This is a genomic window from Massilia sp. SYSU DXS3249 (assembly GCF_053668055.1).
Genome location: NZ_JBSIPX010000012.1, coordinates 110684 through 136767, shown reverse-complemented (window position 1 = coordinate 136767; position 26084 = coordinate 110684). Strand labels below are relative to the sequence as shown.

General features: G+C 64.5%; 22 protein-coding genes and 1 riboswitch. Of the genes, 15 read left to right on the top strand and 7 right to left on the bottom strand.

Translation table 11 applies throughout. The features are described from left to right. Positions 1–8 precede the first annotated feature (8 nt). The gene (locus ACWCIA_RS15320; protein WP_454164651.1) at positions 9–2807 is read right to left on the bottom strand and encodes a valine--tRNA ligase; all 2799 of its coding nucleotides are present in this window, start codon (positions 2805–2807) and stop codon (positions 9–11) included. Positions 2808–3195: 388 nt separating this feature from the next. Between ACWCIA_RS15320 and ACWCIA_RS15315 the strand changes: the two genes are divergently transcribed. The 9 genes from ACWCIA_RS15315 (at position 3196) to ACWCIA_RS15275 (ending at position 11593) form a co-directional block, all read left to right on the top strand. Next, entirely contained in the window at positions 3196–5244 is a 2049-nt protein-coding gene (locus tag ACWCIA_RS15315) for a hypothetical protein (RefSeq protein WP_454164649.1), read from the top strand. A 7-nt stretch (positions 5245–5251) separates the two neighbouring features. After that, positions 5252–5665: a hypothetical protein gene (locus ACWCIA_RS15310; protein WP_454164647.1), complete on the top strand. Its 414-nt coding sequence runs from the start codon at positions 5252–5254 to the stop codon at positions 5663–5665. A 92-nt stretch (positions 5666–5757) separates the two neighbouring features. Further along, positions 5758–5861: riboswitch (TPP riboswitch) on the top strand. Positions 5862–5927: 66 nt separating this feature from the next. Beyond that, a complete protein-coding gene (gene thiC / locus ACWCIA_RS15305; protein ID WP_454164645.1) occupies positions 5928–7841 on the top strand; it encodes a phosphomethylpyrimidine synthase ThiC in 1914 nt (637 codons plus the stop codon). Positions 7842–7843: 2 nt separating this feature from the next. Next, positions 7844–8047 (top strand): sulfur carrier protein ThiS, encoded by a 204-nt coding sequence (thiS, locus tag ACWCIA_RS15300; protein ID WP_454164643.1) that lies wholly within the window; start codon positions 7844–7846, stop codon positions 8045–8047. A 13-nt stretch (positions 8048–8060) separates the two neighbouring features. After that, entirely contained in the window at positions 8061–8843 is a 783-nt protein-coding gene (locus ACWCIA_RS15295; RefSeq protein WP_454164641.1) for a thiazole synthase, read from the top strand. Further along, positions 8840–9586, top strand: coding sequence for a bifunctional hydroxymethylpyrimidine kinase/phosphomethylpyrimidine kinase (gene thiD / locus ACWCIA_RS15290; RefSeq protein WP_454164639.1), 747 nt, complete (start codon positions 8840–8842; stop codon positions 9584–9586). The genes ACWCIA_RS15295 and thiD overlap by 4 nt, the downstream gene beginning before the upstream one ends. 9 nt (positions 9587–9595) lie before the next feature. Continuing rightward, the gene (thiE, locus tag ACWCIA_RS15285) at positions 9596–10213 is read left to right on the top strand and encodes a thiamine phosphate synthase (RefSeq protein ID WP_454164637.1); all 618 of its coding nucleotides are present in this window, start codon (positions 9596–9598) and stop codon (positions 10211–10213) included. A gap of 108 nt (positions 10214–10321) precedes the next feature. Further along, positions 10322–10798, top strand: a complete 477-nt coding sequence (locus ACWCIA_RS15280) for a chemotaxis protein CheW (protein WP_454164635.1) — start codon at positions 10322–10324, stop codon at positions 10796–10798. Between the two features lie 132 nt (positions 10799–10930). After that, positions 10931–11593 carry an ion channel gene (locus ACWCIA_RS15275; protein WP_454164633.1) on the top strand — a complete coding sequence of 221 codons (663 nt, stop codon included), beginning with the start codon at positions 10931–10933 and terminating at the stop codon, positions 11591–11593. Between the two features lie 232 nt (positions 11594–11825). Here the strand turns inward: ACWCIA_RS15275 and ACWCIA_RS15270 are convergent, their stop codons facing one another. After that, a complete protein-coding gene (locus ACWCIA_RS15270) occupies positions 11826–13382 on the bottom strand; it encodes a S8 family serine peptidase (protein ID WP_454164631.1) in 1557 nt (518 codons plus the stop codon). Between the two features lie 352 nt (positions 13383–13734). Between ACWCIA_RS15270 and ACWCIA_RS15265 the strand changes: the two genes are divergently transcribed. Both ACWCIA_RS15265 and ACWCIA_RS15260 read left to right on the top strand, forming a co-directional pair. Continuing rightward, positions 13735–14841: an S-(hydroxymethyl)glutathione dehydrogenase/class III alcohol dehydrogenase gene (locus ACWCIA_RS15265; protein ID WP_454164629.1), complete on the top strand. Its 1107-nt coding sequence runs from the start codon at positions 13735–13737 to the stop codon at positions 14839–14841. A gap of 118 nt (positions 14842–14959) precedes the next feature. Next, positions 14960–15613 (top strand): hypothetical protein, encoded by a 654-nt coding sequence (locus ACWCIA_RS15260; protein ID WP_454164627.1) that lies wholly within the window; start codon positions 14960–14962, stop codon positions 15611–15613. Between the two features lie 42 nt (positions 15614–15655). Here the strand turns inward: ACWCIA_RS15260 and ACWCIA_RS15255 are convergent, their stop codons facing one another. Beyond that, the gene (locus tag ACWCIA_RS15255) at positions 15656–17428 is read right to left on the bottom strand and encodes a DUF885 domain-containing protein (protein ID WP_454164625.1); all 1773 of its coding nucleotides are present in this window, start codon (positions 17426–17428) and stop codon (positions 15656–15658) included. A gap of 156 nt (positions 17429–17584) precedes the next feature. Here ACWCIA_RS15255 and yidC point away from each other — a divergent pair, with 156 nt between their 5' ends. After that, entirely contained in the window at positions 17585–18220 is a 636-nt protein-coding gene (yidC, locus tag ACWCIA_RS15250; protein WP_454164624.1) for a membrane protein insertase YidC, read from the top strand. On the opposite strand, the gene ACWCIA_RS15245 is transcribed toward yidC, so the two are convergent. Next, complete coding sequence (locus ACWCIA_RS15245; protein WP_454164622.1) at positions 18221–18814, bottom strand: PEP-CTERM sorting domain-containing protein; 594 nt, start codon at positions 18812–18814, stop codon at positions 18221–18223. It abuts the gene before it with no gap. A 204-nt stretch (positions 18815–19018) separates the two neighbouring features. Between ACWCIA_RS15245 and ACWCIA_RS15240 the strand changes: the two genes are divergently transcribed. Then, positions 19019–19225, top strand: coding sequence for a hypothetical protein (locus ACWCIA_RS15240; RefSeq protein ID WP_454164620.1), 207 nt, complete (start codon positions 19019–19021; stop codon positions 19223–19225). A gap of 15 nt (positions 19226–19240) precedes the next feature. On the opposite strand, the gene ACWCIA_RS15235 is transcribed toward ACWCIA_RS15240, so the two are convergent. Continuing rightward, on the bottom strand, positions 19241–19576 hold the full coding sequence (locus ACWCIA_RS15235; RefSeq protein ID WP_454164618.1) for a YnfA family protein: 336 nt from the start codon (positions 19574–19576) through the stop codon (positions 19241–19243). Positions 19577–19716: 140 nt separating this feature from the next. On the opposite strand from ACWCIA_RS15235, the gene ACWCIA_RS15230 reads away from it, so the two are divergent. Further along, positions 19717–21795 carry a M13 family metallopeptidase gene (locus ACWCIA_RS15230; protein WP_454164616.1) on the top strand — a complete coding sequence of 693 codons (2079 nt, stop codon included), beginning with the start codon at positions 19717–19719 and terminating at the stop codon, positions 21793–21795. A gap of 82 nt (positions 21796–21877) precedes the next feature. Here the strand turns inward: ACWCIA_RS15230 and ACWCIA_RS15225 are convergent, their stop codons facing one another. Continuing rightward, entirely contained in the window at positions 21878–22426 is a 549-nt protein-coding gene (locus ACWCIA_RS15225; RefSeq protein ID WP_454164614.1) for an SRPBCC family protein, read from the bottom strand. A 447-nt stretch (positions 22427–22873) separates the two neighbouring features. Here ACWCIA_RS15225 and ACWCIA_RS15220 point away from each other — a divergent pair, with 447 nt between their 5' ends. Further along, positions 22874–25189 (top strand): UvrD-helicase domain-containing protein, encoded by a 2316-nt coding sequence (locus tag ACWCIA_RS15220; RefSeq protein WP_454164612.1) that lies wholly within the window; start codon positions 22874–22876, stop codon positions 25187–25189. Between the two features lie 121 nt (positions 25190–25310). Here the strand turns inward: ACWCIA_RS15220 and ACWCIA_RS15215 are convergent, their stop codons facing one another. Further along, entirely contained in the window at positions 25311–26081 is a 771-nt protein-coding gene (locus tag ACWCIA_RS15215; protein ID WP_454164610.1) for a BPSS1780 family membrane protein, read from the bottom strand. Positions 26082–26084: the final 3 nt, after the last annotated feature.

Here is a 26084-nt window from a genome sequence, read left to right as displayed (position 1 = left end):
TTACTGCATCAGGATGCAGCCAGTTTGCCCAGCTGCTCCTGCATCTTCGCCAGCGTCGCCGAGAAGTTCGCCAGGCGTTCCTTCTCCTGGGCGACGACCGCCGCCGGCGCGCGGGCAACAAAGCTTTCGCTCGACAGCTTGCCGTTGGCTTTCGCAATTTCACCTTCCAGGCGCGCGATCTCCTTCGACAGGCGCTCGCGTTCGGCGGCGACGTCGATCTCGACCTTCAGCATCAGCTTGGTGGTGCCGACGATCGACACGGCCGCAGGGGACTCCGGCAGCGCGTCGACGATCTGCACCTCGGCCAGCTTGCCGAGCGACTGGATGAAGGGGGCGAAGCCGGCCATGCTGGCGCGGTCGGCGTCGGCACCCGGCTCGACGATCAGCGGCACGCGCACCGACGGCGACAGCTTCATCTCGCCGCGCAGGTTGCGGGTGGCGTTGGTCAGGTCCTTCAGCTGGGCCATCCAGGCTTCGGCGCCTTCGTTGATCAGGGCTTCGTTGGCGACCGGGTAGGGCTGCAGCATGATCGAGTCGCCCTGTTTGCCGGCCATCGGCGCGATCGCCTGCCACAGCGCTTCGGTCACGAACGGAATGATCGGATGCGCCAGGCGCAGGATCACCTCGAGTACGCGCAGCAGGGTGTGGCGCGTCGCGCGCTGCTGCGCCTCGCTGCCTTGCTGGACCGTGACCTTGGCCACTTCCAGGTACCAGTCGCAGTACTCGTCCCAGACGAACTTGTAGATCGCGGAGGCGATGTTGTCGAAGCGGTAGTCCTCGAAGCCTTTCGCCACTTCCAGTTCGACACGGTTCATCAGCGAGATGATCCAGCGGTCGGCCGGCGACAGGTCGGCCTCGTTCGGCTCGCCGCAGTCTTTCCCTTCCGTGTTCATCATCACGAAGCGGGTCGCGTTCCACAGCTTGTTGCAGAAGTTGCGGTAGCCCTCGGCGCGGCCGAGATCGAAATTGATGTTGCGGCCCAGGGAGGCGTAGCTCGCCATCGTGAAGCGCACGGCGTCGGTGCCGAAGGCCGGGATCCCGGCCGGGAATTCCTTGCGCGTGGCTTTCGCGATCTTCTCGGCGGCGCGCGGGTCCATCAGGCCGGCGGTGCGCTTCGCCACCAGCGACTCGACGTCGATGCCGTCGATCAGGTCGATCGGGTCGAGCGTATTGCCCTTCGACTTCGACATCTTCTGGCCCTGCGAGTCGCGCACCAGGCCGTGCACGTAGACGGTCTCGAAGGGCACCTTGCCCGTGAAGTGCGCGGTCATCATGACCATGCGCGCGACCCAGAAGAAGATGATGTCGAAGCCGGTCACCAGCACCGACGACGGCAGGAACATGTCCATTTCCTTCGTCTGCTCGGGCCAGCCCATGGTCGAGAAGGGCACCAGGGCCGAGGAGAACCAGGTGTCGAGCACGTCCTCGTCGCGGCGCAGTGCGCCGGTGATGCCTTGCGCGGCCGCCTTGGCCTTGGCTTCTTCCTCGTCGCGGGCGACGATGATGTTGCCGCTTTCGTCGAACCAGGCCGGGATGCGGTGGCCCCACCACAGCTGGCGCGAGATGCACCAGTCCTGGATGTTGCCCAGCCACTGGTTGTAGGTGGTCGTCCAGTTCTCCGGCACGAACTTGATCTCGCCGCTGGCGACTTTTTCGAGTGCGACTTCGGTGATCGATTTGCCCGGATTGAAGGTGCCTTCCGGCGCAGGTTTCGTCATGGCGACGAACCACTGGTCGGTCAGCATCGGCTCGATGACGACGCCGGTGCGGTCGCCGCGCGGCACCATCAGCTTGTGCGGCTTGACTTCCTGCAGGAAGCCTTGCGCTTCCAGGTCGGCGACGATCTGCTTGCGCGCCGCGAAGCGGTCCAGGCCCTGGTACTGGCTTGGGGCGTTCTCGTTGATCTTCGCGTCGAGCGTGAAGATGTTGAGCGGGGCGAGGCCGGCGCGCTGGCCGACCGCGTAGTCGTTGAAATCGTGGGCCGGGGTGATCTTCACGCAGCCGGTGCCGAATTCCTTGTCGACGTAGCTGTCGGCGATGACCGGCACTTCGCGGCCCGTCAACGGCAGCTTGAGCATCTTGCCGTGCAGGTGGGTATAGCGTTCGTCGGTCGGGTCGACCGCGACGGCGACGTCGCCCAGCATCGTTTCAGGACGGGTGGTGGCAACCGTCAGACTGCCGCTGCCGTCGGCCAGCGGATAGCGGATGTACCACATCGAACCGTCTTCCTCGACCGAGTCGACTTCCAGGTCGGAGACGGCGGTGCCCAGCTTCGGGTCCCAGTTCACGAGGCGCTTGCCGCGGTAGATCAGGCCCTGCTCGTACAGGCGCACGAAGACTTCGGAGACGGTCTTCGAGCGGGTCTCGTCCATCGTGAAGTATTCGCGCTGCCAGTCGGCGGAGGCGCCCATGCGGCGCATCTGGCCGGTGATGGTGTTGCCCGACTGTTCCTTCCACTCCCAGACCTTCTTGATGAATTCGTCGCGGCCGAGGTCGTGGCGCGAAATCTTCTGGGCGTCGAGCTGGCGCTCGACCACGATCTGGGTCGCGATACCGGCGTGGTCGGTGCCCGGGATCCAGGCCGTGTTATGGCCGCGCATGCGGTAGTAGCGGGTCAGGCCGTCCATCACGGTCTGGTTGAACGCGTGGCCCATGTGCAGGGTGCCAGTCACGTTCGGCGGCGGCAGCTGGATGCTGAACGACGGTTTGTCGGCGTCGAGGGTGGCGGCGAAGTACCCGCGCTGTTCCCACTCGGCACGCCAGTATTGTTCGATGTCGGCTGGCTCGAAAGACTTGGCTAATTCCATGATGTGATGGCGTTTGAATTTGCGAAAGAACCATTATAGGTCACCTTGAATCGCGAGCATATCCCGCGAGCATCGCCGGAACGCCGGCCCGCGCCGCTGTGCCCGCGCGCCCCGGCTTCTGCTCCTTACTTGATCTGTCTCTAAACGCGTTCGCCTTGGTCCCGAATAGCGGCGGCCTCGACGAATCGAACATTTCGCCCCGAAGGTCTAACCAGGATGCCTGTTTCCATTGATCCGGGCAGCTGCGCAAGCAGGGAGCGCCGCCGTACAGGCTGCGCGCAACGATGGCCGTTTCGGGGAGAAGAACATGTCACAACTGGATCCAACCGGGGTCGAGAATGCAAGCGACGAACCCCTTGTGGAGAACAATGGACAGCAGATTGGACAAATGAGTTACGAAGAAGTGTCCAGCCTGTCCAACGGCGAGCTCGGTATTGCCGAGCCGCATGATGCCGGGCCGACCGGCGCCGCGCCCGACCTGGCGCCGGTGCCGAAGGTGCCGCCACTGCCGATTCCGAAGATTCCGATCCCGCCGCTCCCCGTCATCAAGAAGGCGGTCAGCGGCTGCTACGGGGGCGCGCTGGGCGCCTTCCAGATCGAACTGCGGGTCGACGTCGACCGCGTCCGCGCGATGAAGCGGATCAGCGGGGATTTCTACCAGACCCTGGGCAAGACCGTGTCCTACGTGGGCTCCTTCATCGTGGACAGCCCGGTCATCACGGCGAGCCCGACGCAGATTGTCGCAAAAGGCAAGGGCCGTTTCACCTTCGCGGCCGGCGCCCCGGTGGTGCAGGTGACGATACCGCGGGTGAGCCTGTTCCAGCCCCAGGCTCCGGCGACCCTGCAATTCTTTACCGTCTCGAACACGCCGGGGGCCTCCTACCACTGCCCCTTCACTTCGCTGCACTTCCGCACGGTGCGCATCGAAACGGACTGCGTGTCGGACCTCGCGACACCGCCGTTCGCCAGCTATAACACCGGTTCGCTGCCCTCGGGCGGAGCGCCGCGCACGCTGAGCGTGGTCAGTTCCTTCGCCGAAGCGGGGATCGGCATGGTGCCGACCGCGGGCAACAACATCATCGACGCCAGCGAGGCCGGAACAGGCGCCAGCTGGAGCAATGCCGAGATGCATGCGGCGATGCAAAACCACTTCTCCTTGTGGCGCGACCTGCCGCAATGGTGCGTCTGGCTGCTGGTCGCCCAGAAACACGACCTCGGGCCCAGCCTGTACGGCATCATGTTCGACCAGGAGGGCAGGCAGCGCCAGGGCTGTGCGGTATTCCACGGCGGCATCGGCGGGACCACGGCCGAAAAGCTGCGCCTCCAGCTCTACACCTATGTGCACGAGCTCGGGCACTGCTTCAACCTGATGCACTCGTGGCAGAAACAGTATGCCTCGCCGCCGAAGCCGAACCGCCCGGACTCGCTGTCCTGGATGAACTACCCCTGGGCCTATCCGAGCGGCGGGCCGGCGGGTTTCTGGAGCAGTTTCGATTTCCGTTTCGACGACGAGGAATTGATCCACCTGCGCCATGGCTTCCGCAACGATGTCGTCATGGGCGGGAGCAATTTCGCCGTGGGCGCATCGCTGGGCCGCGAGGTGATGGCCGACCCGATCTCCGACGAGTCGGGCCTGGTGCTGGCGATCTCGACCCACCAGCGCAGCTTCGCGCTCGGCGAGCCGGTCGTGCTGGAGCTCACATTGAAGGCGACCGACACGCGCGGACGCCGCGCCCATACCTGGCTGCATCCGAACTACGGCCTGGTCAAGGTCGTGATCAGCAAGCCGAGCGGGGAAGTGTGCGCGTACGAACCGCTGATCGACCACCTGGTCGGGGATCGCCAGACCGTCCTCGGCATCAAGGACGAGATCATGGACAGCGCCTATATCGGCTACGGCAAGGGCGGCTTCTATTTCGACCAGCCGGGCCAATACCGGGTGCGCGCCGCCTATGCCGCGCTGGACGGCTCGCAGGTGCTGTCGGATATCCTGACGATCCGGGTGCGCTACCCGGTCAGCGAGGACGACGACAGGCTGGCCGACCTCTTCATGGGCGCGGACCAGGGCGCGCTGCTGTACCTGAAGGGCTCCGACAACGCCTCCCTGCGCTCGGGTAACGATGCCTTCGACGAGGTGCTGGACCGCTACCAGGAGCATCCGATGGCCACCTATGTCAGGATGATCAAGGGGGTCAACGCCGCCCGCGCGTTCAAGAGCATCGACGGCGCGGACGAAAAAATCGTCAGCGTGCGGGCGCCGAAAGCCGAGGACAGCATCGCGCTGCTCTCGAGCGTGAAGTCGGCCCAGGTGCTCGACCCGGTCTCGACCGGGGAGGCGATGTCCTGCCTCGCTTTTGCCCAGCGCGAGATCGGGGACGAAGAGGGGGCGAAGACCACGCTGATGGAGTCGCCGGCACGGGACATCCGGAAGGCCTGAGGCACCCATGGTGCTGCGGGTACTGACGGCGCTCGCGCTGGTGCTGGTACTGGCCGGGCAGGCTTGCGAACACCGCGGCCTGTCCGGTATTCCTGTGGCAAAAACCGATAACCCGGGGAGGGTCATGATGTTACGTGTCAGGCTGGGAGAGGGCTTCCAGAACAATACCGTGAGCGTGCGGATCAACGGCGAGCAGGTCTTTCAAAAATCGGGCGTCAGCACCGACTGGACCATCTCGCGGGCCGACTCGCTCGAAGTGAAAACCGAGGCGGCCGCTCCCGTGCAGCTGGAAGTGGCGGTCGAGGGCGGGCCGACGGCGGTCAAGGAGATCGTGCCGGGGCAGACGCCCTTCGTCGAGGTGCGCCTGGTGAGCGGCGTGCTGGAACTGCACCCGATGAACGAGGAGTCGCCGATGATGTGACGCCGCTGCGGCAGGCGCTCCCGCCGAGGCCCAAGGGCAGGGACGCATGGCGCAGGACAGATGGGCTATAATCCGTCCGTTGCCGATTTGGCAGCACACGCTAGGGGTCCTGCGCATCGATACGGTGCGCGGGTGAGAAATACCCTCTGAACCTGATCTGGATAATGCCAGCGAAGGGAAGCTTCCGAGAGTCCGGTCGTGCACACGCACGCGCCTGCACATCTTTCGCCTCCTTTGCTGGCTCCTCACGCAAAGGAGCCACATGAATGCCCCGCTAGACTTCAACGCCGCCACCGCCACGGTGGACACGGCGGCGATCGCCCCCTTCCCGAATTCGACCAAGGTCTTCATCGAAGGCAGCCGCCCCGACATCCGGGTGCCGATGCGTTCGGTCGCGCAAAGCCCCACGTCCGCCAGCTTCGGCGGCGAGGCCAACCCGCCGGTCTTCGTCTACGACACCTCCGGCCCCTATACCGATCCGGCCGCGCGCATCGACATCCGGCGCGGCTTGCATCCCCTGCGCGCCGGCTGGATCGCCGGGCGCGGCGACACCGAGCAGCTGCCCGGTCCCAGCTCGACCTATGGCGCCGCACGCCTGCTCGATCCCGGCCTGGACGCGCTGCGCTTCGAGCTGCAGAGAAAGCCGCGCCGCGCGAAAGCCGGGGCCAACGTCACCCAGATGCATTACGCGCGCCAGGGCATCGTCACGCCCGAAATGGAATTCGTGGCCCTGCGCGAGAACCTGCAGCGCAGGGAATACCTGGCGCAGCTGGAGGCGTCCGGTCCGATGGGGCAGCGCACGGCCGCGCTGCTGGGCCGCCAGCATCCGGGCCAGTCCTTCGGTGCTTCGATCCCGGGAGAGATCACGCCCGAATTCGTGCGTTCCGAAGTCGCGCGCGGGCGCGCCATCATCCCCGCCAACATCAACCATCCGGAGAGCGAGCCGATGATCATCGGCCGCAACTTCCTGGTCAAGATCAACGCCAACATCGGCAACTCGGCCGTGACGTCCTCGATCGGCGAAGAGGTGGAAAAGATGACCTGGGCGATCCGCTGGGGCGCCGACAACGTGATGGATCTCTCGACCGGAAAGCACATCCACGAGACGCGCGAATGGATCATCCGTAACAGCCCGGTACCGATCGGGACCGTGCCCCTGTACCAGGCACTCGAAAAGGTCCACGGCAAGGCCGAGGAACTGACCTGGGACATCTACCGCGACACCCTGATCGAACAGGCCGAGCAGGGCGTCGACTACTTCACCGTCCACGCCGGCGTGCGCCTCGCGCATGTGCCGATGACGGCCAGGCGCCTGACGGGCATCGTCTCGCGCGGCGGCTCGATCATGGCCAAGTGGTGCCTGGCGCACCATCGCGAGTCCTTCCTGTACACGCATTTCGACGAGATCTGCGCCATCATGCAAGCCTACGATGTCGCCTTCAGCCTGGGCGACGGCCTGCGCCCCGGCTCGATCTACGACGCCAACGACGAAGCGCAGCTGGCCGAGCTGAAGACCCTCGGCGAACTGACGCAAGTCGCATGGCAGCACGACGTGCAGACCATGGTCGAAGGTCCCGGCCACGTGCCGCTGCACCTGATCAAGGAAAACATGGACCTCCAGCTGGCGCAATGCCGGGAGGCGCCGTTCTACACCCTGGGCCCGCTGACGACCGACATCGCGCCCGGCTACGACCACATCACGTCCGGCATCGGCGCGGCCACCATTGGCTGGTACGGCACCGCGATGCTGTGCTACGTCACGCCGAAGGAACACCTCGGCCTGCCCGACAAGGCCGACGTCAAGGACGGGATCATCACCTACAAGATCGCTGCGCATGCCGCCGACCTGGCCAAGGGCCATCCCGGCGCCCAGATCCGCGACAACGCCCTGTCCAAGGCGCGCTTCGAGTTCCGCTGGGAAGACCAGTTCAACCTCGGGCTCGACCCGGACAAGGCGCGCGCCTTCCACGACGCCACGCTGCCCAAGGAATCGGCCAAGGTCGCGCACTTCTGCTCGATGTGCGGCCCGCATTTCTGTTCGATGAAGATCACGCAGGAGGTACGCGCGTATGCGGCCGAGCGCGGCGTCGGGGAAGGGCAGGCGCTGGCGCAGGGCATGCAGGAAAAGGCCGTCGAATTCGTGCGCGGCGGCGCCCGGCTCTATCGGGAGGTATGAGCATGCTCGACATCGAACTCAACGGCGAACCCTACCGCTTGCCGGCCGGGCAGACGCTCGACGACCTGGTGCGCGCGCTCGGCATCGGGCAGCAGGCCGTGGCGCTGGCGGTCAACCGCGAGGTGGTGCCGCGCCAGCAATGGAACGGGCGCGCGCTGCTGCCGCGCGACCGGGTGGACATCGTGCGCGCCATCGGCGGCGGCTAACCAGGAGACAGACATGAACGACGACCTTTTAACCATCGCGGGCAAGGCCTACCGCTCGCGCCTGCTGGTGGGCAGCGGCAAGTACCGCGACCTCATCGAAACCCGGGAAGCCACGCTGGCGGCCGAGGCCGAGATCGTGACGGTGGCGATCCGCCGCGTGAACATCGGCCAGGACCCGCATGCCCCGAGCCTGCTCGACGTGCTGCCCCCGGACCGGTTCACGATCCTGCCGAATACGGCCGGCTGCTACAACGCGCGCGACGCCGTCTACACGCTGCAGATGGCGCGCGAACTGCTCGGCGGGCACAAGCTCGTCAAGCTCGAGGTGCTGGGAGACGAAAAGACCCTGTTTCCGCACATGCCGGAGACGATCGCGGCGCTCGAGACCCTGGTGCGCGACGGCTTCGAGGTGATGGTCTACTGCAGCGACGATCCGGTGCAGGCCAAAATCCTGCAGGAGATCGGGTGTGTCGCGGTGATGCCGCTGGCCTCGCTGATCGGCTCCGGCATGGGCATCCTCAACCCCTGGAACCTCGGCCTGATCGTCGAACAGGCCACGGTGCCGGTACTGGTCGACGCGGGCGTCGGCACGGCGTCGGATGCGGCCATTGCCATGGAGCTGGGCTGCGACGGCGTGCTGATGAACTCCGCGATCGCCTGCGCCCGCGATCCGGTGCGCATGGCTGGGGCGATGAAGCTGGCGGTGCGCGCCGGGCGCGAAGCCTGGCTGGCCGGGCGCATGCCCAAGCGTTTCATGGCCTCGCCCTCGTCGCCCGCCGAGGGGCGCGTGGCATGACGGTGCCCTCGGTACTGGTCTTCGCCGGGCTCGATCCCAGCGGCGGCGCGGGCCTGGCCGCCGACGTGCTGGCGATCGCCGCCCAGGGCGCGCACGCGCTGCCGGTGGCGACCGTGCTCACGGCGCAGGACAACGACCGGGTGCATGCGGCGGCACCGGTCGATGCCGCCTTCGTGCTGCGCCAGGCCGAGGCCGTCGTCGCCCGCTGCGCCGTCAAGGCGGTCAAGATCGGCGCTCCCGGCAGCCGGGCCAACGCGCTGGCCATCGCCGGCGTGCTGGAGCAACTGCTTGCGCGCGATCCGCGGCTGCCGGTGGTGCTCGACCCGGTGCTGGCGAGCGGCCATGGCGATGCCTTGGGAGAGGGCGATCCGCTGGAGGCGCTCGCGCCGCTGCTGGCCCTCTCCACCATCGCGCTGCCGAACGGGCTGGAGGCACAGCGCCTCCCGAACCTGGGCTGCGCCCAGATGCTGGTCACCGGCGGCCACGGCGGCGGCGCCCAAGTCACCAATCGCTGGCACGCGGGCGGCCAGCTGCTGCGCGAATGGCACTGGCCGCGCCTGGCCGGCGCCTTCCACGGCAGCGGCTGCACGCTGGCGGCCGCGCTGGCGGGACGGCTGGCGCTGGGCGAGGGCATGTTCCAGGCGCTCGACGCAGCCCAGGCGTATTGCCATGCGGCGCTGGCGCAGTCGTTCGCGATCGCTCCGGGGCAACGCATCCCGAATCGGTTCCACCCCTTCACTTGAAAGGCCAAAATGCGAGGCTTGTACCTGATTACCCCCGACTGGGACGACACCGAACGGCTGCTGGCCGCCACCGAAGCGGGTTTGCGCGGCGGCGCGGCCATGGTGCAGTATCGCCACAAGACGGCCGGCGAGGCGCTGCGCCTCGAGCAGGCCGGCGCGCTGCTGGCGCTGTGCCGGCGCCACCGCCGCCCGCTCATCGTCAACGACCATGTGGAACTGTGCCGCCGGCTCGATGCCGACGGCGTACATGTGGGCGGCACCGACCTGGCGCCGGCCGAGGCACGGGCGCTGCTCGGGGCCGGCAAGATCGTTGGCGCGTCCTGCTACGGCGACATGCAGCTGGCGCAAGCTGCCGAGGCAGCAGGCGCCAGCTATGTGGCCTTCGGCGGCTTCTACCCGTCCACGGTCAAGCGCTATGCATTCGTCACGCCGCCCTCGCTGCTGGAAGAGGCGCGGGCGGCGCTGTCGCTGCCTGTCGTCGTGATCGGCGGGATGACCGCAAGCCGCGCCGCGCCGCTGCTCGCACGCGGGGCGGACATGGTCGCGGCGATCACCGCGGTCTACGGCGACCCGGCGCCGGAAGAGGCCGCCTGGCGCTTCCGGGCCCTGTTCGGCATGGCGGGCTAGTTGTGCCGGCGAGACAGTCCGGGCGGCTGAATTGCCGCCATAGTTTATTGCCGTGCGGCAAAATCATATAATGGGCCATTCTTTTTTTTCTGACCCAACGGAACGCATATGGACAATACCTCGATGAACGACGGCGTGTACGAAGCGCTGGCTTTCAAGCTCGGCAACGAGGAATACGGCATCAAGATCCTGAAAGTACAGGAAATCCGCGGCTACGAATCGGTCACCCGCATCGCCAGCGCCCCCGAGCACGTCAAGGGCGTGGTCAACCTGCGCGGCACGATCGTCCCGATCGTCGACATGCGCATCAAGTTCAAGCTCGGCGAGCCGACCTACAACCAGTTCACCGTCGTGATCATCCTGAACATCCAGGACCGCGTGGTCGGCATGGTGGTCGATTCGGTGTCGGACGTGATCTCGCTGACGGCCGACCAGATCAAGCCGGCGCCGGACATGGGCGGCGCGCTCAACACCGACTACCTGGTCGGCCTGGGCACGGTCGACGAACGCATGATCATCCTGGTCGACATTGACCGCCTGATGTCGTCCGAGGAAATGGGCGTCATCGACGGCGTCGCCGCCTGAGCGCCGCCGCCGTCCCGGCCCGACCCGCCCGCGAGGCGGGTTTTTTATTGCCTGCACGGCGTGCACGCTGCGGCTGCGTTCGTGGCGATTTTGCCTACAATAGCGGCATCGACATCCACCCCAGAGAAAACGATGCGCCTGCTCCGCCTGATCGTCCACACCCGGCGTCACCCGTCCGCCATCCTGCTGCTGGCCCAGCTGCTCGGCATGATCCTGTACCCCTTCCTGGAGCAGACGAAGTACGGCCACATCGCCTTCAACGCCTTCGGCATCGTGATCCTGACCTTCACCATCCGGATGGTGCGGCGCACGCCGGGCCACACCTGGATCAGCGTCGCCATGGCGGTGCCGATCATCGCGCTGCTGTCGGCGCAGATGCTGTTCCAGCTGCCCCACCTGCAGCCCTGGTCCTCGGGGCTCGAGGCGCTGTTCTATTTTTATGCGGCCGGCAGCCTGATCCTCTACATGCTGTCCGACCGGCGCGTGACCACCGACGAGCTGTTCGCCGCCGGCGCTACCTTCACCCTGCTGGCCTGGGGCTTCACCCACCTGTACCTGGTGGTGCAGGCGCTGGCGCCGGGGTCGTTTGCCGCCGCCGTCAACCCCGAGCTGCCGCGCAGCTGGACCGAACTGAATTACCTCAGCTTCGCGCTGCTGTCCTCGACCGGCATCGGCGACGTGATCCCGCTCACCGTGCACGCACGCTCGCTGGCCAGCATCGAAATGTTCGCCGGCCTGATGTACCTGGCGGCGGTGGTGGCGAGGCTGATCGGGTTGACCATGCAACCGAAGTAGGAGCGTTGCTCTTCAGAGTGCGTAGGGTGGGCACTTGTGCCCACGCGGTCTCACGGGTTGAGACCATAGCGCTCTGTTCATACCGAAGGCAGGACTGACCTCGGTTCCATGGTTGCGAACGATGCCGCTGGTTTGTTCAAGGTGAGCCCGCGTGGGCACAAGTGCCCACCCTACAAAAACCCCGGACGAAAAAAAGGACGCCGAAGCGTCCTTTTTTCATGCAGCGGCAGGATTAGTTACCGCAGCCCAGCGACTTGATGCGGTCGTAGGCAGCTTTCGCCTGGACCAGACCGAAGCCGTACTTGGTGTCGCGGCCGGCGGTGCCCAGGTCGAGTGCGCTCTTGCCGAGCGACGAACGGATCTGGACAGCGGTACAGGTTGGGAAGTAGCTCCACACCAGGGCGGCGACGGCCGACACGTGCGGGGTAGCCATCGAGGTGCCGTCGTAGTAGGCGTAGTTCGAAGCCTTGATGCCGACGGTGGCGCTCTGGCCCAGCTGCGCCTTCATCGCGGTGCCATCGGTGTCGGTCGCGGTGACCGACGGGATGTTGGTCACGGTGGTGCCCAGCGTGCCGCCGAAGGCGCCTGCCACGTTGTTGTACACCACGGCACCGACGCCGCCGCTCTTCTCGCAGTTCGAGACCTTGACGGCGAAGTCCACGCTGCCGCGCTGGATCAGGCAGACCTTGCCCGACACGGCGGTGTTGACAGCGTCGCCGATGCCGAAGTCGGCCAGCGGTGCGGTTGCGGTCTTGACCGGCGAGCCTTCCATCGCGCCCGGAGCGTAGGTGCTCGAGCCGACGGTCAGGACGGCTTCCTGGCCGGCGCCCATCGGGACGGTCGACAGCACGCCGACGCCAGGACCGGACAGCTCGACCTTGCTGTTGTACTGCGAGAAGGTGGCCCACTGCTTGTTCTCGTCCAGTGCGCCGACCGAGACCACGCTGGCGTAGCCGGCAGGGTAGGAAGCACGGGTGTTGCCGTCGTTACCGGAGGCGGCGATGCTCAGGATGCCGGCCGCTTCCAGCGAGGCGAAGGTGTTCTTCTCGGTGTTGTTCGAGATCGAGCCGCCCAGCGACATCGAGATCACGTTGGCGCCGGCTGCCTTGCACTTGTTGGCGGCCGAGGACAGGGTCGACGAGTAGGCCCAGGCATCGGCGCCGAAGACCTTCACGATGTGCAGCTTGAGCTGCTTGTTCGAGTTGACGCCGACCACGCCGGTGCCGCTGTTGTTGACGGCGGCGATGGTGCCGGCCACGTGGGTGCCGTGGTGGTTTTCGTCGGTGTACCACCAGCCGGTGCCGCTGTCGTATTCGCCGGTGACGACGTTGGTCGACAGGTCTTCGTGGTTGCGGTCATAGCCCGAGTCGATGATGCAGACCTTGCGGTTGGCGGCGGCCGAGTCGCTCAGCAGGTCGGCCTGGACCAGCTTGATGCCGTAAGGGACCAGCTGGCCGGTTGCATACGGCGTGCCGGTCGACGGCGAGGTCAGCGCCAGCGGCTTGCGGATCGCGTCTTCCTCGACGTATTCGACGTTCGGGTTGTTTTCCAGGCCTTTGAGGGCGGTGACCGGCACCTCGACTGCCATGGCGTTCATGCCGAAGATTTCGTGCTTCACCGAGCCCTTGGCTGCGGCGACGGCGGACTTCATGGCCGCTTTCGCGCCCGGTTTGAATGCGACGATGACACGGGTGGTGTCAGGAGCTGCCGCCTGGGCGGCATTGCAGAGCATCCCGACCGCAGCAGCGGCCAGGCACAGGCTGAACGTCTTTTTTGAAGCACGAGTCATTTTTTACTTCTCCGTATAAAAGCCTATCGATATGCCGCGATGTCTCTGATCGCGTGCACGTTTTTTTAAAAACGATTTCATCGCCGTGTTGACGGCTGAACTCAGTGTATGCACGAACACTGTCCGTAAGCAATTGACAAATCAATCGTGCTCAGCTGTGTTGCAATGTTGCACATACGCACAGTTGAAAACAGTATGGTTCGTTCATTTCGGTGTTATATTTTTGGCCCTCAGCCTTGTGCATATGCAGCATTTTTGCGCCTTGCATAAGCTGTGCATCCTGCATGACGCGGCGCGGTTTACGGTGGCTTGGTATGATGGCAACCGCTCCAACTCATTGACAGGAATCCTCATGAAAACCAAGGCAGCGATTGCGTGGAAAGCGGGCCAGCCGCTGACGATCGAAGAAGTCGACCTCGAAGGCCCGAAGGCGGGCGAAGTGCTGGTCGAAGTCAAGGCCACCGGCATTTGCCATACCGATTACTACACGCTCTCGGGCGCCGACCCGGAAGGCCTGTTCCCGGCCATCCTCGGCCATGAAGGCGCGGGCGTGGTGGTCGACGTCGGCCCCGGCGTCACTTCGCTCCAGCGCGACGACCACGTCATCCCGCTCTACACGCCGGAATGCCGCCAGTGCAAATTCTGCCTGTCGCAGAAGACCAACCTGTGCCAGGCGATCCGCTCGACCCAGGGCCGCGGCCTGATGCCTGACGCGACGTCGCGCTTCTCGCTCGACGGCCAGCCGATCTACCACTACATGGGCACGTCGACCTTCTCGAACTACATCGTGGTGCCGGAAATCGCGCTGGCGAAGGTGCGTTCCGACGCTCCCTTCGACAAGATCTGCTACATCGGCTGCGGCGTCACCACCGGCATCGGCGCCGTGATCTTCACGGCCAAGGTCGAGGCGGGCGCCAACGTCGTCGTGTTCGGCCTGGGCGGCATCGGCCTGAACGTGATCCAGGCGGCGAAGATGGTCGGCGCCGATAAAATCATCGGCGTCGACATCAACCCGGCGAGGGAAAGCATGGCGCGCAAGTTCGGCATGACCCACTTCGTCAACCCGACCCAGGTCGAGAACGTGGTGGACAGCATCGTCCAGATCACCGACGGCGGCGCCGACTACAGTTTCGAATGCATCGGCAACGTCAAGACCATGCGCCAGGCGCTCGAGTGCTGCCACAAGGGCTGGGGCCAGTCGATCATCATCGGCGTGGCCGAAGCGGGCGCAGAAATCTCGACCCGGCCGTTCCAGCTGGTGACGGGCCGCGAGTGGAAGGGCTCGGCCTTTGGCGGCGCGCGCGGCCGTACCGACGTGCCGAAGATCGTCGACTGGTACATGGAAAACAAGATCAACATCGACGACCTGATCACCCACCACCTGCCGCTCGACCGCATCAACGAAGGGTTCGATCTGATGAAGTCGGGCGAGTCGATCCGCTCGGTCGTCGTTTACTGATCCACTGCCGTATTTCGCCGCCTGTTCCGCAAAACGGCCCGTCTGTCGCACGGCGCGGGCGGGCGGCGTTCCCTTCTTCTACAGTGCCTCCATTGCCATTCACGCCATGGAGGACATCATGCAGCAGACCCGCTTTCCTTTCGCATCCCGCACGATCAAACACGCACTGCTGCTGAGCGCCGCCGCTGCCGCCTGCGCCGCGCCGCTGCTGGCCGTCCACGCGTCGCCGCCGGGCGACGGCCTGGAACAGGTGCGCAACATGCATCGCTTCGAGAACGGCGAGCCCTACGCCCTGGTGCGTGGCGGCGCGCGCGGCGACCTGCGCGTCGGGAACCGGGTCAGCAGCGCTGACATGGACGAGATCAAGGACAGCGTGCGCGGCGAATTCTTCTGGTTCCGCAAGGACGGCAAGGAATACATCGTGCAGGACGCGGCCACCCTGGAACGCGTGCGCAACGCCTGGGCCCCGGTCGACAAACTGGGCGCCGAGATGGGCAAGCACGGCGAGGAAATGGGCCGCCACGGCAAGACGATGGGCTCCTTCGGTACCGACATGGCGCTGGCCGCCGTGACCCTGAACCGCACCAAGATGGAAGCCATCGGCAAGAAGATGGAGGAAGCCGGCAAGCCGATGGAGGCGGTCGGCAAGAAGATGGAAGTGCTGGGCAAGCAGATGGAGGCGGAGCACGCGATTGCCGACCGGGCGACGCGCGGCATCATCGCCGAGTCGCTCGCGAACGGGACGGCGCGGCCGGCGCCACGGCGCGGGTGATCGTTCTTGTGGGGTGGACGGGTTCCCCGTCCACCCTACGGTTTACTTCTGTCCCTTCACGAACTCTTCCATCACCGCCTTGCGCAGCAGGCTTGGGGGCACCAGCCCCTGCGCCAGCACGAAGTCGTTGAACTTCCGGCGGTCGAAGCGGCTGCCGAGGGCGACTTCGGCGGCCTGGCGCGTCTCCATCAATCGCTGGTAGCCGTAGAAGTAGGAAGTGGCCTGGCCCGGCGCGCGGAAGGTGTAGCGCTGCACCTCTTGCGTCGCCATGCCTTCGGACAGGCCGACGTCCTGCATCAGGAAGGCCTTCACGCCCTCTGGCGTTATTTCCCCCAGGTTGACCATCGGGTCGAGGAAGGCGCGCGCCGCGCGCATGCCGCGCGCCTGCAGGGCGAACAGCTGGCCGTCGAGCGGCTCGTAGGGCTGCATTTCCGCTTCCGCATACAGCGCCCAGCCTTCGACGTTGACGCTGTTGAAGGCGAACACCGCGCGCGCGGTGGAGACGCCGGTCTCGATCATCTTCGCGAACTGCATCTCATGGCCCGGGCGCGCCTCGTGCGCCGTGATCGACCAGGTGCCGGCCTGGTGGGTGAAGTCGTCGAACACCAGGCGCTTGCCGCTGGCGTCGGGCGGCATGCCGGTGGTGAGCACGAACTCGCCGTACTCGCCGGTATTGCCGATCAGGCGCGGTGGGCTCATGTGCGGAGCCGGCTGGGCCGCATTCTCGGCCATCGTCGCCAGGCGGATCACGGCTTTACGCTCCGGAAGGGTCACCACGTTGTGCGTGCGCGCCGCCGCTTCCAGCGCCGCCAGGCGCTCGGCGTACAGCGGCATCACCTGTTCGGTCGGGATCTGCTGCTTCTTGATCTCGGCCATGACGACGCGGTAGTCGCTGTCCTTGAAACCGCGCTCGCGGGCGATCAGGTTGGCGGTGATCTGCATCTGGTTGCGGATTTCCGCGAACGAGGTCAGCGACTTGGCGATCAGCTCCTGCGGGCTGATGTCGACCCCGAAGTTCTTCAGGTTGTCCGCATAGACTTCCGGCGGCAGGCGGTGGTCTGCGCGTGCGCGCGGCAGCATCTCGGTCTTCATGCGCGCGTTATACGCGGTGAGCTGCTTCTCCAGCACGTCGAAGCGGCTCTCCCAGCCTTTCAGCTCGCTCTTGGCCAGCAGCTCGCGCATGCCTTTCAATAGCGTCGGGCCGTCGTTGAGCGCCTGCTCGACCTCGCCCTTGTAGGGGCCGAGCAGGTTCTTGTTCGCTTTCAGGCGTTCCTGCAGGCGCTCCTGCGCCAGTTCCGTCACCGGCCGGTAGCCCTTGGCCAGCCCCGCGTACTTGTCGAGCCGCGCCAGCAGCGCCTGCTGGCGCGCTTTCGGGATGCGCGGGTCGAGCGTCGAGCGCACCACGCCGAACATCATGCGCGTCAGGTCGAGGTAGGGCATGAAGTACTTGCGCTCGAGGGCGCTCGAGGTGAGCTGGTCCTGGGCCTTGTCGATCAGGATCTGCAGGTCCTGCTTGACCTTGCTGTCGGTTTCCACGCGCAGGCGCTTTTGCAGTTCGGCGATGGCGGCGCGCATGTCGCGGTTGGTCGCCTCGAACTGGTCGCGCGACAGGTCGACGATCTGCTCGTCATAGCCTTCCACACCGAGGTTGCTGGCGCTTTCGGGCGAGTACTTGGCGAGGACGTTGAGCAGGACCTTGGCATTCGTATTGCTCTTCGTGACCCAGGCCGGCTCGGCGGCAGCGGCGGGCAGGGACAGGGCGGCAACGATCAGGCCGCTCAATAAGGTGCGGGCGAAAGGACGGGCGGGCAGCATTCGATTCCTTTTTAGTTAAAGAGGCTTTATTTAGCTAGTTCCGTATTTACTTCCGAAAAACCGAAGTAACTCATCGGGAATTGCATGTTTTTACGTAGCAATACCTAAGTAGAATCATGACCAATAATTCTTTGTTAATCAATGAAAGAGAGCGAAATGAACGAGATATTGGCGTCGGCAATGCTGCAGTTTTCCCTGCTGTTCGACGGCAGCATGGGCTGGGCGATTCTGGTCCTGGCTTTGTCGGTGCGGCTGGTGTTATTGCCGCTGACCCTGCGCCTGTCGCGCGGCATGCTGGCGAACCAGCAGAAAATCCAGCAATTGCAACCGCAGGTCGACGCCATCAAGGCGCGGCTCGCCGATAATCCGAAAGAGATGTTCGCGGCCATCTCGGCTTTATACAAGGCGAACGGCGCGCGCATCATGGATCGGTCCAGCCTGACCGGGCTGCTGGTGCAGTTGCCGGTCTTCGGCCTGCTCTACAAGGCAATCGGCAGCGCCGGTTCGGGAAGCGGTCCCTTCCTGTGGATGAAAAGCCTGGCCACGCCGGACGCCGCGCTGACCGCCATCGTCCTCCTGCTCACCGCCGTCTCGGCATATTACTTCCCTTCGGCGGCCGGCGGCCCGGCGCTGTTCATGATCGTGGTGCAGGTGCTGGTAACCGCCTTCATCCTGTGGAAACTGTCGGCGGCCATGGGCCTGTACTGGCTGGCCTCGTCAGCGGTTGGCGCCGTCCAGACCTTTGTTGTGCGCCACGAACGCCGCCGCATGGCCGCTGTGACGGCTGCCTGATCAGCGCACCGTCTTGCGGCGCAGGCTGGCCGCGCCCAGCAGGCCGATGCCCAGCAGGGCCAGCGAACCCGGCTCGGGAATGTCGGCGCGGCGGATCTGGCCCACTGCGCCGGTGCAGTCGATGCCGACCGTCCAGCCGCACTCGGCGCCCGGCATGCCCTCGTCGCTGTTGGCGTCGAGGACCGTGAAGCGATTACCGGTCGAGCTCATCATGAAATGGTGCTGGGTGTTATTCGCGTAGATATACCCGCTCAAAAAACCGCCCTTGTCGAAGCTCAGTTCCATTTCGAGGAATCCGAGCTGGTTATCGAATCCTTTTTGCCAGGAATAGCGCATTTCTTCGGACACGCCGGGAAAGGCATAGTGCAGACCGAGGAGGCCGGAACCAGGAAGCGGGGTTTCGAAATCGAAATCCTGCTGGAAGACGTAGCTGAATGCGCCGCTGTCTATCGTGCTCTGCTCGAATTCAAGTTGCAGGGTAATGCCGCGCGGCGTTTCGTTATTCAACGCGCGCCATTCGTAGATGACACCGGCCTGGCTGACAAGCGGGAGCAGGCAAAGGCTCAGGGCGGCGAGGCACGATTTGACATTCATTGTTGGTCTCCTGGATTTGACACTTGAATCTATGCAAGTTTCAAGCCAACAATGTAAGTACTTGAACAGGAAGAGTTTGTTTCCTTTTTGAATGTTAAATGGAGTGCTCGATGTAAAGTGTACCGACAGTCATGCCGATGGCGGACGCCGCCGAAAACCGCGCTGTGTCACACTGGATTTCCGATTTCGCAGCAGGAGCAGAACATGGCAAACGACCAGCAGCAGACACAGCAAACGCAGGATCAGCAGCAAAGCCAGCAGAACGCGCAGCCCGCGGCCGGGCAGCAGCAGCCTGACCGCTCCAGTGATGACACGACGGACGGCCTGAAGGACAAGAAACCGGAAGACCTGACCCCGGAAGAATTGCGCCTGATGGCAGATACGATGCCAGGCGAAGGGCCGGGCGACTAAGACTGCACGGAACTGCTAAACGCCGCGCGGCTGCAGGGCAATCACCGCCATGCCCGCCAGCGCCAGCGCGGCGCCGGCCAGGTCCCAGCGGCTCAGTTCGATGCCGTCGACGAAGCGCAGCCACAGCAGGGCCACGGCGATGTACATGCCGCCGTAGGCCGCGTAGGTGCGGCCGGCCGCGGCCGGGTGCAGGGTCAGCAACCAGGCGAACAGGGCCAGCGACAGGGCGGCCGGCAGCAGCAGCCAGAGCGGCTTGCCTGCCTTCAGTACCAGCCAGGGCAGGTAGCAGCCGACGATTTCGGCCAGCGCCGTGAGGCCGAACAGGGCGGCGAGTTTGATCAGTTCAGGCATCGTGTTTCCGGATTGAAGGACAGGCGCAGCTTATCAAACCTTTGCCGCCGGCAAGGGGGAGGGCAGCCGCGCCAGGCGAACGATATTGCCTCGACAATATTTGTATGTCAGCATGAGGAATCACTTTCAGACGCCATCCCATGCTTCCATTCGCCCGCCTTGCCCTGTCGGCCGCCATGTTCGGCGCCGCAAGCCTTGCTTCCGCACAGACCCCAGTCCCCGCCGCCACCGAACGCCCGGCCACCTCTTTCCCCTACACGCCCGGCCTGGACGTGAACGCGATGGACAGGAGCGCCGACCCCTGCGTCGATTTCTACCAGTACGCCTGCGGCGGCTGGATGAAGAACAATCCGGTGCCGGCCGACCAGGCGCGCTGGTCGGTCTACAGCAAGCTGGCGCAGGACAACCAGCGCTACCTGTGGGGCATCCTCGATGGCCTGGCGCGGCAGCGGGAAGGCCGCAACGCCGCCCAGCAAAAGATCGGCGATTACTTCGGCGCCTGCATGGACGAGGGCGCGATCGCGCAGCGCGGCGGCGCCCCGTTAAAGCCCTGGCTGGACCAGATCGATGCGATGCAGTCGAAGCGCGAATTGCCGCGCCTGCTGGCCGCGCTGCAACTGACCTTGTCGAGCGAGGACTTCTTCTTCGGCTTCACGTCGAACCAGGACTTCGGCGACTCGACCCGCGTGATCGCCTTTGCCGGCGGCGGCGGCCTGGGCCTGCCGGACCGTGACTATTACCTCAAGACGGATGCGCGCTCGAAAGTCATCCGGGCCAAGTACCTGGCCCACATGGCGACCATGTTCCGCCTGGCCGGCGAGTCGCCGCGGGTGGCGAAGCGTTCGGCGACGACCGTGATGCGCATCGAGACGGCATTGGCGCGCGCCACCCTGACCCGGGTCGAGAAGCGCGATCCCTATAAACTGTTCAACAAGGTCGACATGAAGCGCCTGCAGCGGATGACGCCGGGCTTCGACTGGAACGCCTACCTGGCCGAGATCGGCCAGCCGGGCCTGGACACCGTCAACGTTACCGAGCCCAGGTTCTTCACGGCTTTTGCGCGCCAGCTGCGCACGAACGACCTGGCCGCCATCAAGACCTACCTGCGCTGGCATGTGCTGGAGGCCATGGCGCCGGCCCTGTCGCCGCAGTTCGACGAGCCGCATTTCGCCTTCTTCAGCAAGACCCTGCGCGGCATCGAGCGCCAGCAGCCGCGCTGGAAGCGCTGCGTGCAGATGGTCGACCACCAATTGGGCGAAGCGCTGGGCCAGGAATTCGTCAGCCGCACATTCTCGCCGGAACTCAAAGCCAAGGCCTTGCACATGACGCGCCAGGTGGAAGAGGCGATGGCGAAGGACATCGACTCGCTGGACTGGATGAGCCAGTCGACCAAGGAGCGTGCGCGCGAAAAGCTCGACGCCATCGTCAACAAGATTGGCTATCCGGACACCTGGCGCGACTACAGCGCGTATGAAGTGCGTGCCAACGACTTCGCCGGCAACGTCGTGCGCGGCACGCTGTTCGAGAACCGGCGCCAGCTGGCCAAGATCGGCAAGCCGCTCGACCGCAGCGAATGGCTGATGAGCCCGCCGACGGTGAACGCCTATTTCAACCCGCAGATGAACGACATCAATTTCCCGGCAGGCGTGCTGCAAGCGCCGCTGTTCGACCCGAAGATGGACGACGCGCCGAACTACGGCAACACCGGCGGCACCATCGGCCACGAACTGACCCACGCCTTCGACGACGAGGGCCGCCAGTTCGATGCGAAAGGGAATTTGAAGGATTGGTGGACCAAGAAGGACGGCCAGGCCTTCAACGAGCGCGCCCAGTGCATCGCCGACCAGTATGCCGGCTACACGGTGGTGGACGACATCAAGATCAACAGCAAGCTGACCCTGGGCGAGGACGTGGCGGACCTGGGCGGCCTGATCCTCGGCTGGATGGCCTGGAAGACGCAGATGGCGAGCATGCCCCAGCAGGCCCAGCCGAAGCGCGACAGCCTGACCCCGGAGCAGCGTTTCTTCGTCGGCTACGCACAATGGGCCTGCGAAAACGACCGCCCGGAAAACCTGCGCGTGACGGCTGTGACCGATCCCCACTCGCCGGGCAAGTACCGGGTCAATGGCGTCGTCATCAACATGCCGGAGTTCGAGCAGGCCTTCCAGTGCAAGAAGGGCCAGCCCATGGTGGCGGCCAAGCGCTGCCGCGTCTGGTAACGAGCTCCTGACGTGAAAATGCCGCCCGGAAGGCCGGGCGGCATGGAGTAAAAGCAGACGGGCAGGCCGCCGGCGGCACTGCTTAGTGCTGGTTGATCTTGCCGCGCCATGCACCCGTTTCCGAGCCGCGCTTTTCCAGCATTTCCTTGTAGTTCGACAGGTTCGAACGGGTTTCCATGCGCACGGCGCCGAGGGCGTCGCCGATGGCTTCCAGCACGCCTTCAGGCTGGTAGTCCATCTGCAGCGTGACGCGGGTGACCGTGTCGGAAATCTTGTGGAAGGTCACCACGCCGGCGTTGTGCACGCCGCCGATGCTGCGCCAGGCGATGCGCTTGTCCGGAATCTGCTCGGTGATTTCCGCGTCCCACTCTTTGTCTTCACCGGCCACATTGGCTTTCCAGTGCAGGCGCTTGTCGTCGAGCTGGCGAATTTCTTTCACGCTCTTCATGAACTGCGGGAAGTCTTCGAACTGGGTGAACTGGTTGTAGGCAGTGCGAACCGGCACGTTGACCTCGATCGATTCGATGACCGACGACTCGCCATTCGAGTTACCTTTTTGCTTCATTTTTTTCGACAGCATCATTCCGCCGACTGCGAGTGCGGCGACAGTAACCACGCGATTTAGCATCATGTGTCTCTCCTTTGGCAATGTTGACCTGTACGCTTTAAAACAAAAGGCCCGACCCGGAGCGCGTACAGGCCCGAGGGCTTGAAAATGGTTGGGTCGAAGCGGGCCACGCAATGGTTCGCGTATTTGTCGTTAAGTTAAGCGAATTTCTGGACAGGTGGCGCGCGGGAGAGTTGCGCGCTGATACTGATGAGTTAAACGAAGTTGCTGAAAGATGTCGTCCAGACCGCAACTTTTAGTGGCGGAAATGTTTTATTCGACTTGGGTTTGGCGTGTCATCCAGACAGCGGATGCGGTGGCGTCGGGCCGTCGAATTGAGCAATCTGCGTATCGCAAGGCGTGAAATAATATTTCAGGAGCAGCATCGTCATGAAATATTCTGTCGCATCTCTCCAGTTCGATGACGAGACTGGATGGGCATACAGTAAATCACGGCGGTATAATGGCCGCATGAATCTCCTTCACAACCTCAATCCCGAACAATTGGCCGCGGTCACGCTGCCGTCGCAAAGCGCCCTCATCCTGGCCGGTGCCGGCTCGGGCAAGACCCGTGTGCTGACGACCCGTATCGCCTGGCTGATCCAGACCGGGCAAGTATCGCCGGCCGGCATCATGGCGGTCACGTTCACGAACAAGGCGGCGAAGGAGATGCTGACGCGCCTGTCGACGATGCTTCCGGTGAACACGCGCGGCATGTGGATCGGCACCTTCCACGGGCTGTGCAACCGCCTGCTGCGTACGCACTACCGCGACGCCGCGCTGCCGCAGTCGTTCCAGATCCTCGACTCGCAAGACCAGCTGTCGATGATCAAGCGCATGCTCAAGGCGGCCAATGTCGACGACGAAAAGTACCCGGCCAAGAACCTGATGTACTTCATCAACAATGCCAAGGACCAGGGGCTACGGGCCAACAAGGTCGAGGCATACGACCCGATCGAGCGCAAGATGGTCGAGCTCTACGAGCTCTACGACCAGCAATGCCAGCGCGAAGGCGTGGTCGATTTCGCCGAACTGCTGCTGCGCGCCTACGAACTGCTGTCGCGCAACGCGCCGCTGCGCCAGCATTACCAGATGCGCTTCAAGCACGTGCTGGTCGACGAGTTCCAGGATACCAACGACCTGCAATACAACCTGCTCAAACTGCTGGCCGGCCATGGCGAGCAGGTCGGCGGCGCGATCTTCGCCGTCGGCGACGACGACCAGAGCATTTATGCCTTCCGCGGCGCGAACGTCGGCAACATGCAGGCCTTCGAGCGCGATTTCCGCGTGAAAAACCTGATCAAGCTGGAGCAGAATTACCGCTCGCACGGCCACATCCTCGACAGCGCGAACTACCTGATTGCAAACAACACCAAGCGCCTGGGTAAAAACCTGCGCACGGATGCGGGGCAGGGCGAGCTGGTGCGCGTCTACGAAGCCTCGTCCGACCTCGAGGAAGCGCAGTGGATCATCGAGGAAGCCAAGAGCCTGATGGCCGAGGGCCTGCCGCGCAGCGAAATCGCCATCCTCTACCGCTCGAACGCGCAAAGCCGCGTCATCGAGCATGCGCTGTTCTCGGCCGGCATTCCCTACACGGTCTATGGCGGCCTGCGCTACTTCCAGCGCGCCGAGGTCAAGCACGCGATCGCCTACCTGCAGTTGATGGACAACCCGCACAACGATTCGGCCTTCCTGCGCGTGGTGAATTTCCCGACGCGCGGCATCGGCGTGCGCTCGATCGAGCAGCTGCAAATGGCCGCCGACACCTACGGCGTCTCGCTGTATGCAGCGGTGCCCTACATGACCGGCAAGGCCGGCAGCTCGCTGGGTGGCTTCGTCAAGCTCATCGAAGGCGCGCGTTTCGAAACCCAGCAGCTGGCGCTGCCGGAAATGGTGCGTGTCGTGCTCGAGCGCAGCAACCTGCTGACGCATTACGCCAACGAAAAAGAAGGCGCCGACCGCATCGAAAACCTGGAGCAGATGGTCAACGCCGCGACCCAGTTCGTGCAGGAAGAAGGTTTTGGCCAGTTCGCCCCGGCCCATCTGGGCCCGCCGTCCCAGGCGCAGGCGGGCGACGCGGTCGTCTACCAGGACGGCATCGAGATCATGGACGCCGACGCGCCGCTGGCCTCGGTCATGTCGCCGCTGTCGGCCTTCCTGTCGCATGCCTCGCTGGAAGCGGGCGACGCGCAAGCCCAGGCCGGTCAGGACGCGATGCAATTGATGACGGTGCACTCGGCCAAGGGCCTGGAATTCGACGCCGTCTTCATCACCGGCCTGGAAGAAGGCCTGTTCCCGCACGAAAGCAGTGCGCGCGAACTCGACGGCGTCGACGAAGAGCGGCGCCTGATGTACGTGGCGATCACCCGTGCCCGCAAACGCCTGTACATGAGCTTTACCCAGCAGCGCATGCTGCACGGCCAGACGCGCTACAACATGAAGTCGCGCTTCTTCGACGAACTGCCCGAGGAAGCCCTGAAATGGCTGTCGCCGCGCGTGCAGAGCCACTGGTTCGCCAAGAACAAGGCGCCCAACGCCTGGGACGACGCCGCCTTCCGCAACGCCGGCAGCGACAACAAGATCGCCCAGCAGATCACCAATAAATCTGCCAGTAGCAGCTCCGGCTGGCGCATCGGCGAAACCGTGGCGCACGCCAAGTTCGGCGAGGGCGTGATCGTGAATATCGAAGGCGGGGCAGGGGCCGCGCGGGCGCAGATCAATTTCGGCCCGGCGGGGATCAAGGTGCTGGATTTGTCCGTCGCCAAACTCGAGCGAGTCAGCCGATGATGTAGGGTGGGGTCCTGACCCCACGCGGAATGGTGAGCATTGTTAGCGTCAACGCTACGCACACGGCGCAAACGCGTGGGGTTGCCATGGATGCCCCCAGCATCCATGGCCCCACCCTACGTCACTTCTCGAGATTCACGCGCCCGTTTCCATTCTCGACCGGCTTCCCGAAAATCTGCCTGTACCCCGCATACATCGCGCACTGCAGCAGCAGGATGAACAGGAAGATCAGCCACATCACCAGCACCCGCCCGAGCACCGAGCCGCCCATCAGCATGGCGACCACGATGGCCAGCACCAGCAGGATGCCGAACCAGCTCAGCAGGAGCACCAGGAACACACGCGCGCTGCGCAGGACGGCGAAGAAGCTGTAGAAGATCGCCTTGCCGGGCACCATTTTCTGCCAGTAGATCAGCGGCGCGGCGAAGGAGAGGGCGATCAGCACGCTCACGTTCAGGGCGGACAGGGCGAACATCTTGACGAATTCCCATCCGGCTACCTGCGGCACGTTCTTCGGGTCGGTCGGCTGGGCCACCTGGCGCATCAGTTCGAGGTCGATCGAGGCGCGCGCGAGTAGGGTCAGCAGTACCGACACGCCCAGATAGATCAGGCCGATCTTGCACAATTGCGCCAGTACCGGCTTGCGGAAGCCGGTCATCAGCACGACCGGCGTCACGCGTTCGCCGTTCTCGATCATCAGGCAGGCTTTCATGAAGGCCATCGAGAACGAGGGGATCAGGATGAAGGCGAGCATCGGGCCGAGCAGGGGCACGGCGCTGACCAGCAGGCTGATCAGGATATTGGCGAACAGCAGGGTGGTCAGCGCGGCAGGCTGTTTGCGGAACAGGCCGGTGCCTTCCTTTAGCCAGTTCCAGCCGGTAATTGCGGGCATGTT

Bases quoted from the DNA above. Each gene is read 5' to 3' on its own strand.
- ACWCIA_RS15320 (WP_454164651.1), bottom strand. From the start codon at position 2,807: ATGGAATTAGCCAAGTCTTTCGAGCCAGCCGACATCGAACAATACTGG.
- ACWCIA_RS15315 (WP_454164649.1), top strand. From the start codon at position 3,196: ATGAGTTACGAAGAAGTGTCCAGCCTGTCCAACGGCGAGCTCGGTATT.
- ACWCIA_RS15310 (WP_454164647.1), top strand. From the start codon at position 5,252: ATGGTGCTGCGGGTACTGACGGCGCTCGCGCTGGTGCTGGTACTGGCC.
- thiC (WP_454164645.1), top strand. From the start codon at position 5,928: ATGAATGCCCCGCTAGACTTCAACGCCGCCACCGCCACGGTGGACACG.
- thiS (WP_454164643.1), top strand. From the start codon at position 7,844: ATGCTCGACATCGAACTCAACGGCGAACCCTACCGCTTGCCGGCCGGG.
- ACWCIA_RS15295 (WP_454164641.1), top strand. From the start codon at position 8,061: ATGAACGACGACCTTTTAACCATCGCGGGCAAGGCCTACCGCTCGCGC.
- thiD (WP_454164639.1), top strand. From the start codon at position 8,840: ATGACGGTGCCCTCGGTACTGGTCTTCGCCGGGCTCGATCCCAGCGGC.
- thiE (WP_454164637.1), top strand. From the start codon at position 9,596: ATGCGAGGCTTGTACCTGATTACCCCCGACTGGGACGACACCGAACGG.
- ACWCIA_RS15280 (WP_454164635.1), top strand. From the start codon at position 10,322: ATGGACAATACCTCGATGAACGACGGCGTGTACGAAGCGCTGGCTTTC.
- ACWCIA_RS15275 (WP_454164633.1), top strand. From the start codon at position 10,931: ATGCGCCTGCTCCGCCTGATCGTCCACACCCGGCGTCACCCGTCCGCC.
- ACWCIA_RS15270 (WP_454164631.1), bottom strand. From the start codon at position 13,382: ATGACTCGTGCTTCAAAAAAGACGTTCAGCCTGTGCCTGGCCGCTGCT.
- ACWCIA_RS15265 (WP_454164629.1), top strand. From the start codon at position 13,735: ATGAAAACCAAGGCAGCGATTGCGTGGAAAGCGGGCCAGCCGCTGACG.
- ACWCIA_RS15260 (WP_454164627.1), top strand. From the start codon at position 14,960: ATGCAGCAGACCCGCTTTCCTTTCGCATCCCGCACGATCAAACACGCA.
- ACWCIA_RS15255 (WP_454164625.1), bottom strand. From the start codon at position 17,428: ATGCTGCCCGCCCGTCCTTTCGCCCGCACCTTATTGAGCGGCCTGATC.
- yidC (WP_454164624.1), top strand. From the start codon at position 17,585: ATGAACGAGATATTGGCGTCGGCAATGCTGCAGTTTTCCCTGCTGTTC.
- ACWCIA_RS15245 (WP_454164622.1), bottom strand. From the start codon at position 18,814: ATGAATGTCAAATCGTGCCTCGCCGCCCTGAGCCTTTGCCTGCTCCCG.
- ACWCIA_RS15240 (WP_454164620.1), top strand. From the start codon at position 19,019: ATGGCAAACGACCAGCAGCAGACACAGCAAACGCAGGATCAGCAGCAA.
- ACWCIA_RS15235 (WP_454164618.1), bottom strand. From the start codon at position 19,576: ATGCCTGAACTGATCAAACTCGCCGCCCTGTTCGGCCTCACGGCGCTG.
- ACWCIA_RS15230 (WP_454164616.1), top strand. From the start codon at position 19,717: ATGCTTCCATTCGCCCGCCTTGCCCTGTCGGCCGCCATGTTCGGCGCC.
- ACWCIA_RS15225 (WP_454164614.1), bottom strand. From the start codon at position 22,426: ATGATGCTAAATCGCGTGGTTACTGTCGCCGCACTCGCAGTCGGCGGA.
- ACWCIA_RS15220 (WP_454164612.1), top strand. From the start codon at position 22,874: ATGAATCTCCTTCACAACCTCAATCCCGAACAATTGGCCGCGGTCACG.
- ACWCIA_RS15215 (WP_454164610.1), bottom strand. From the start codon at position 26,081: ATGCCCGCAATTACCGGCTGGAACTGGCTAAAGGAAGGCACCGGCCTG.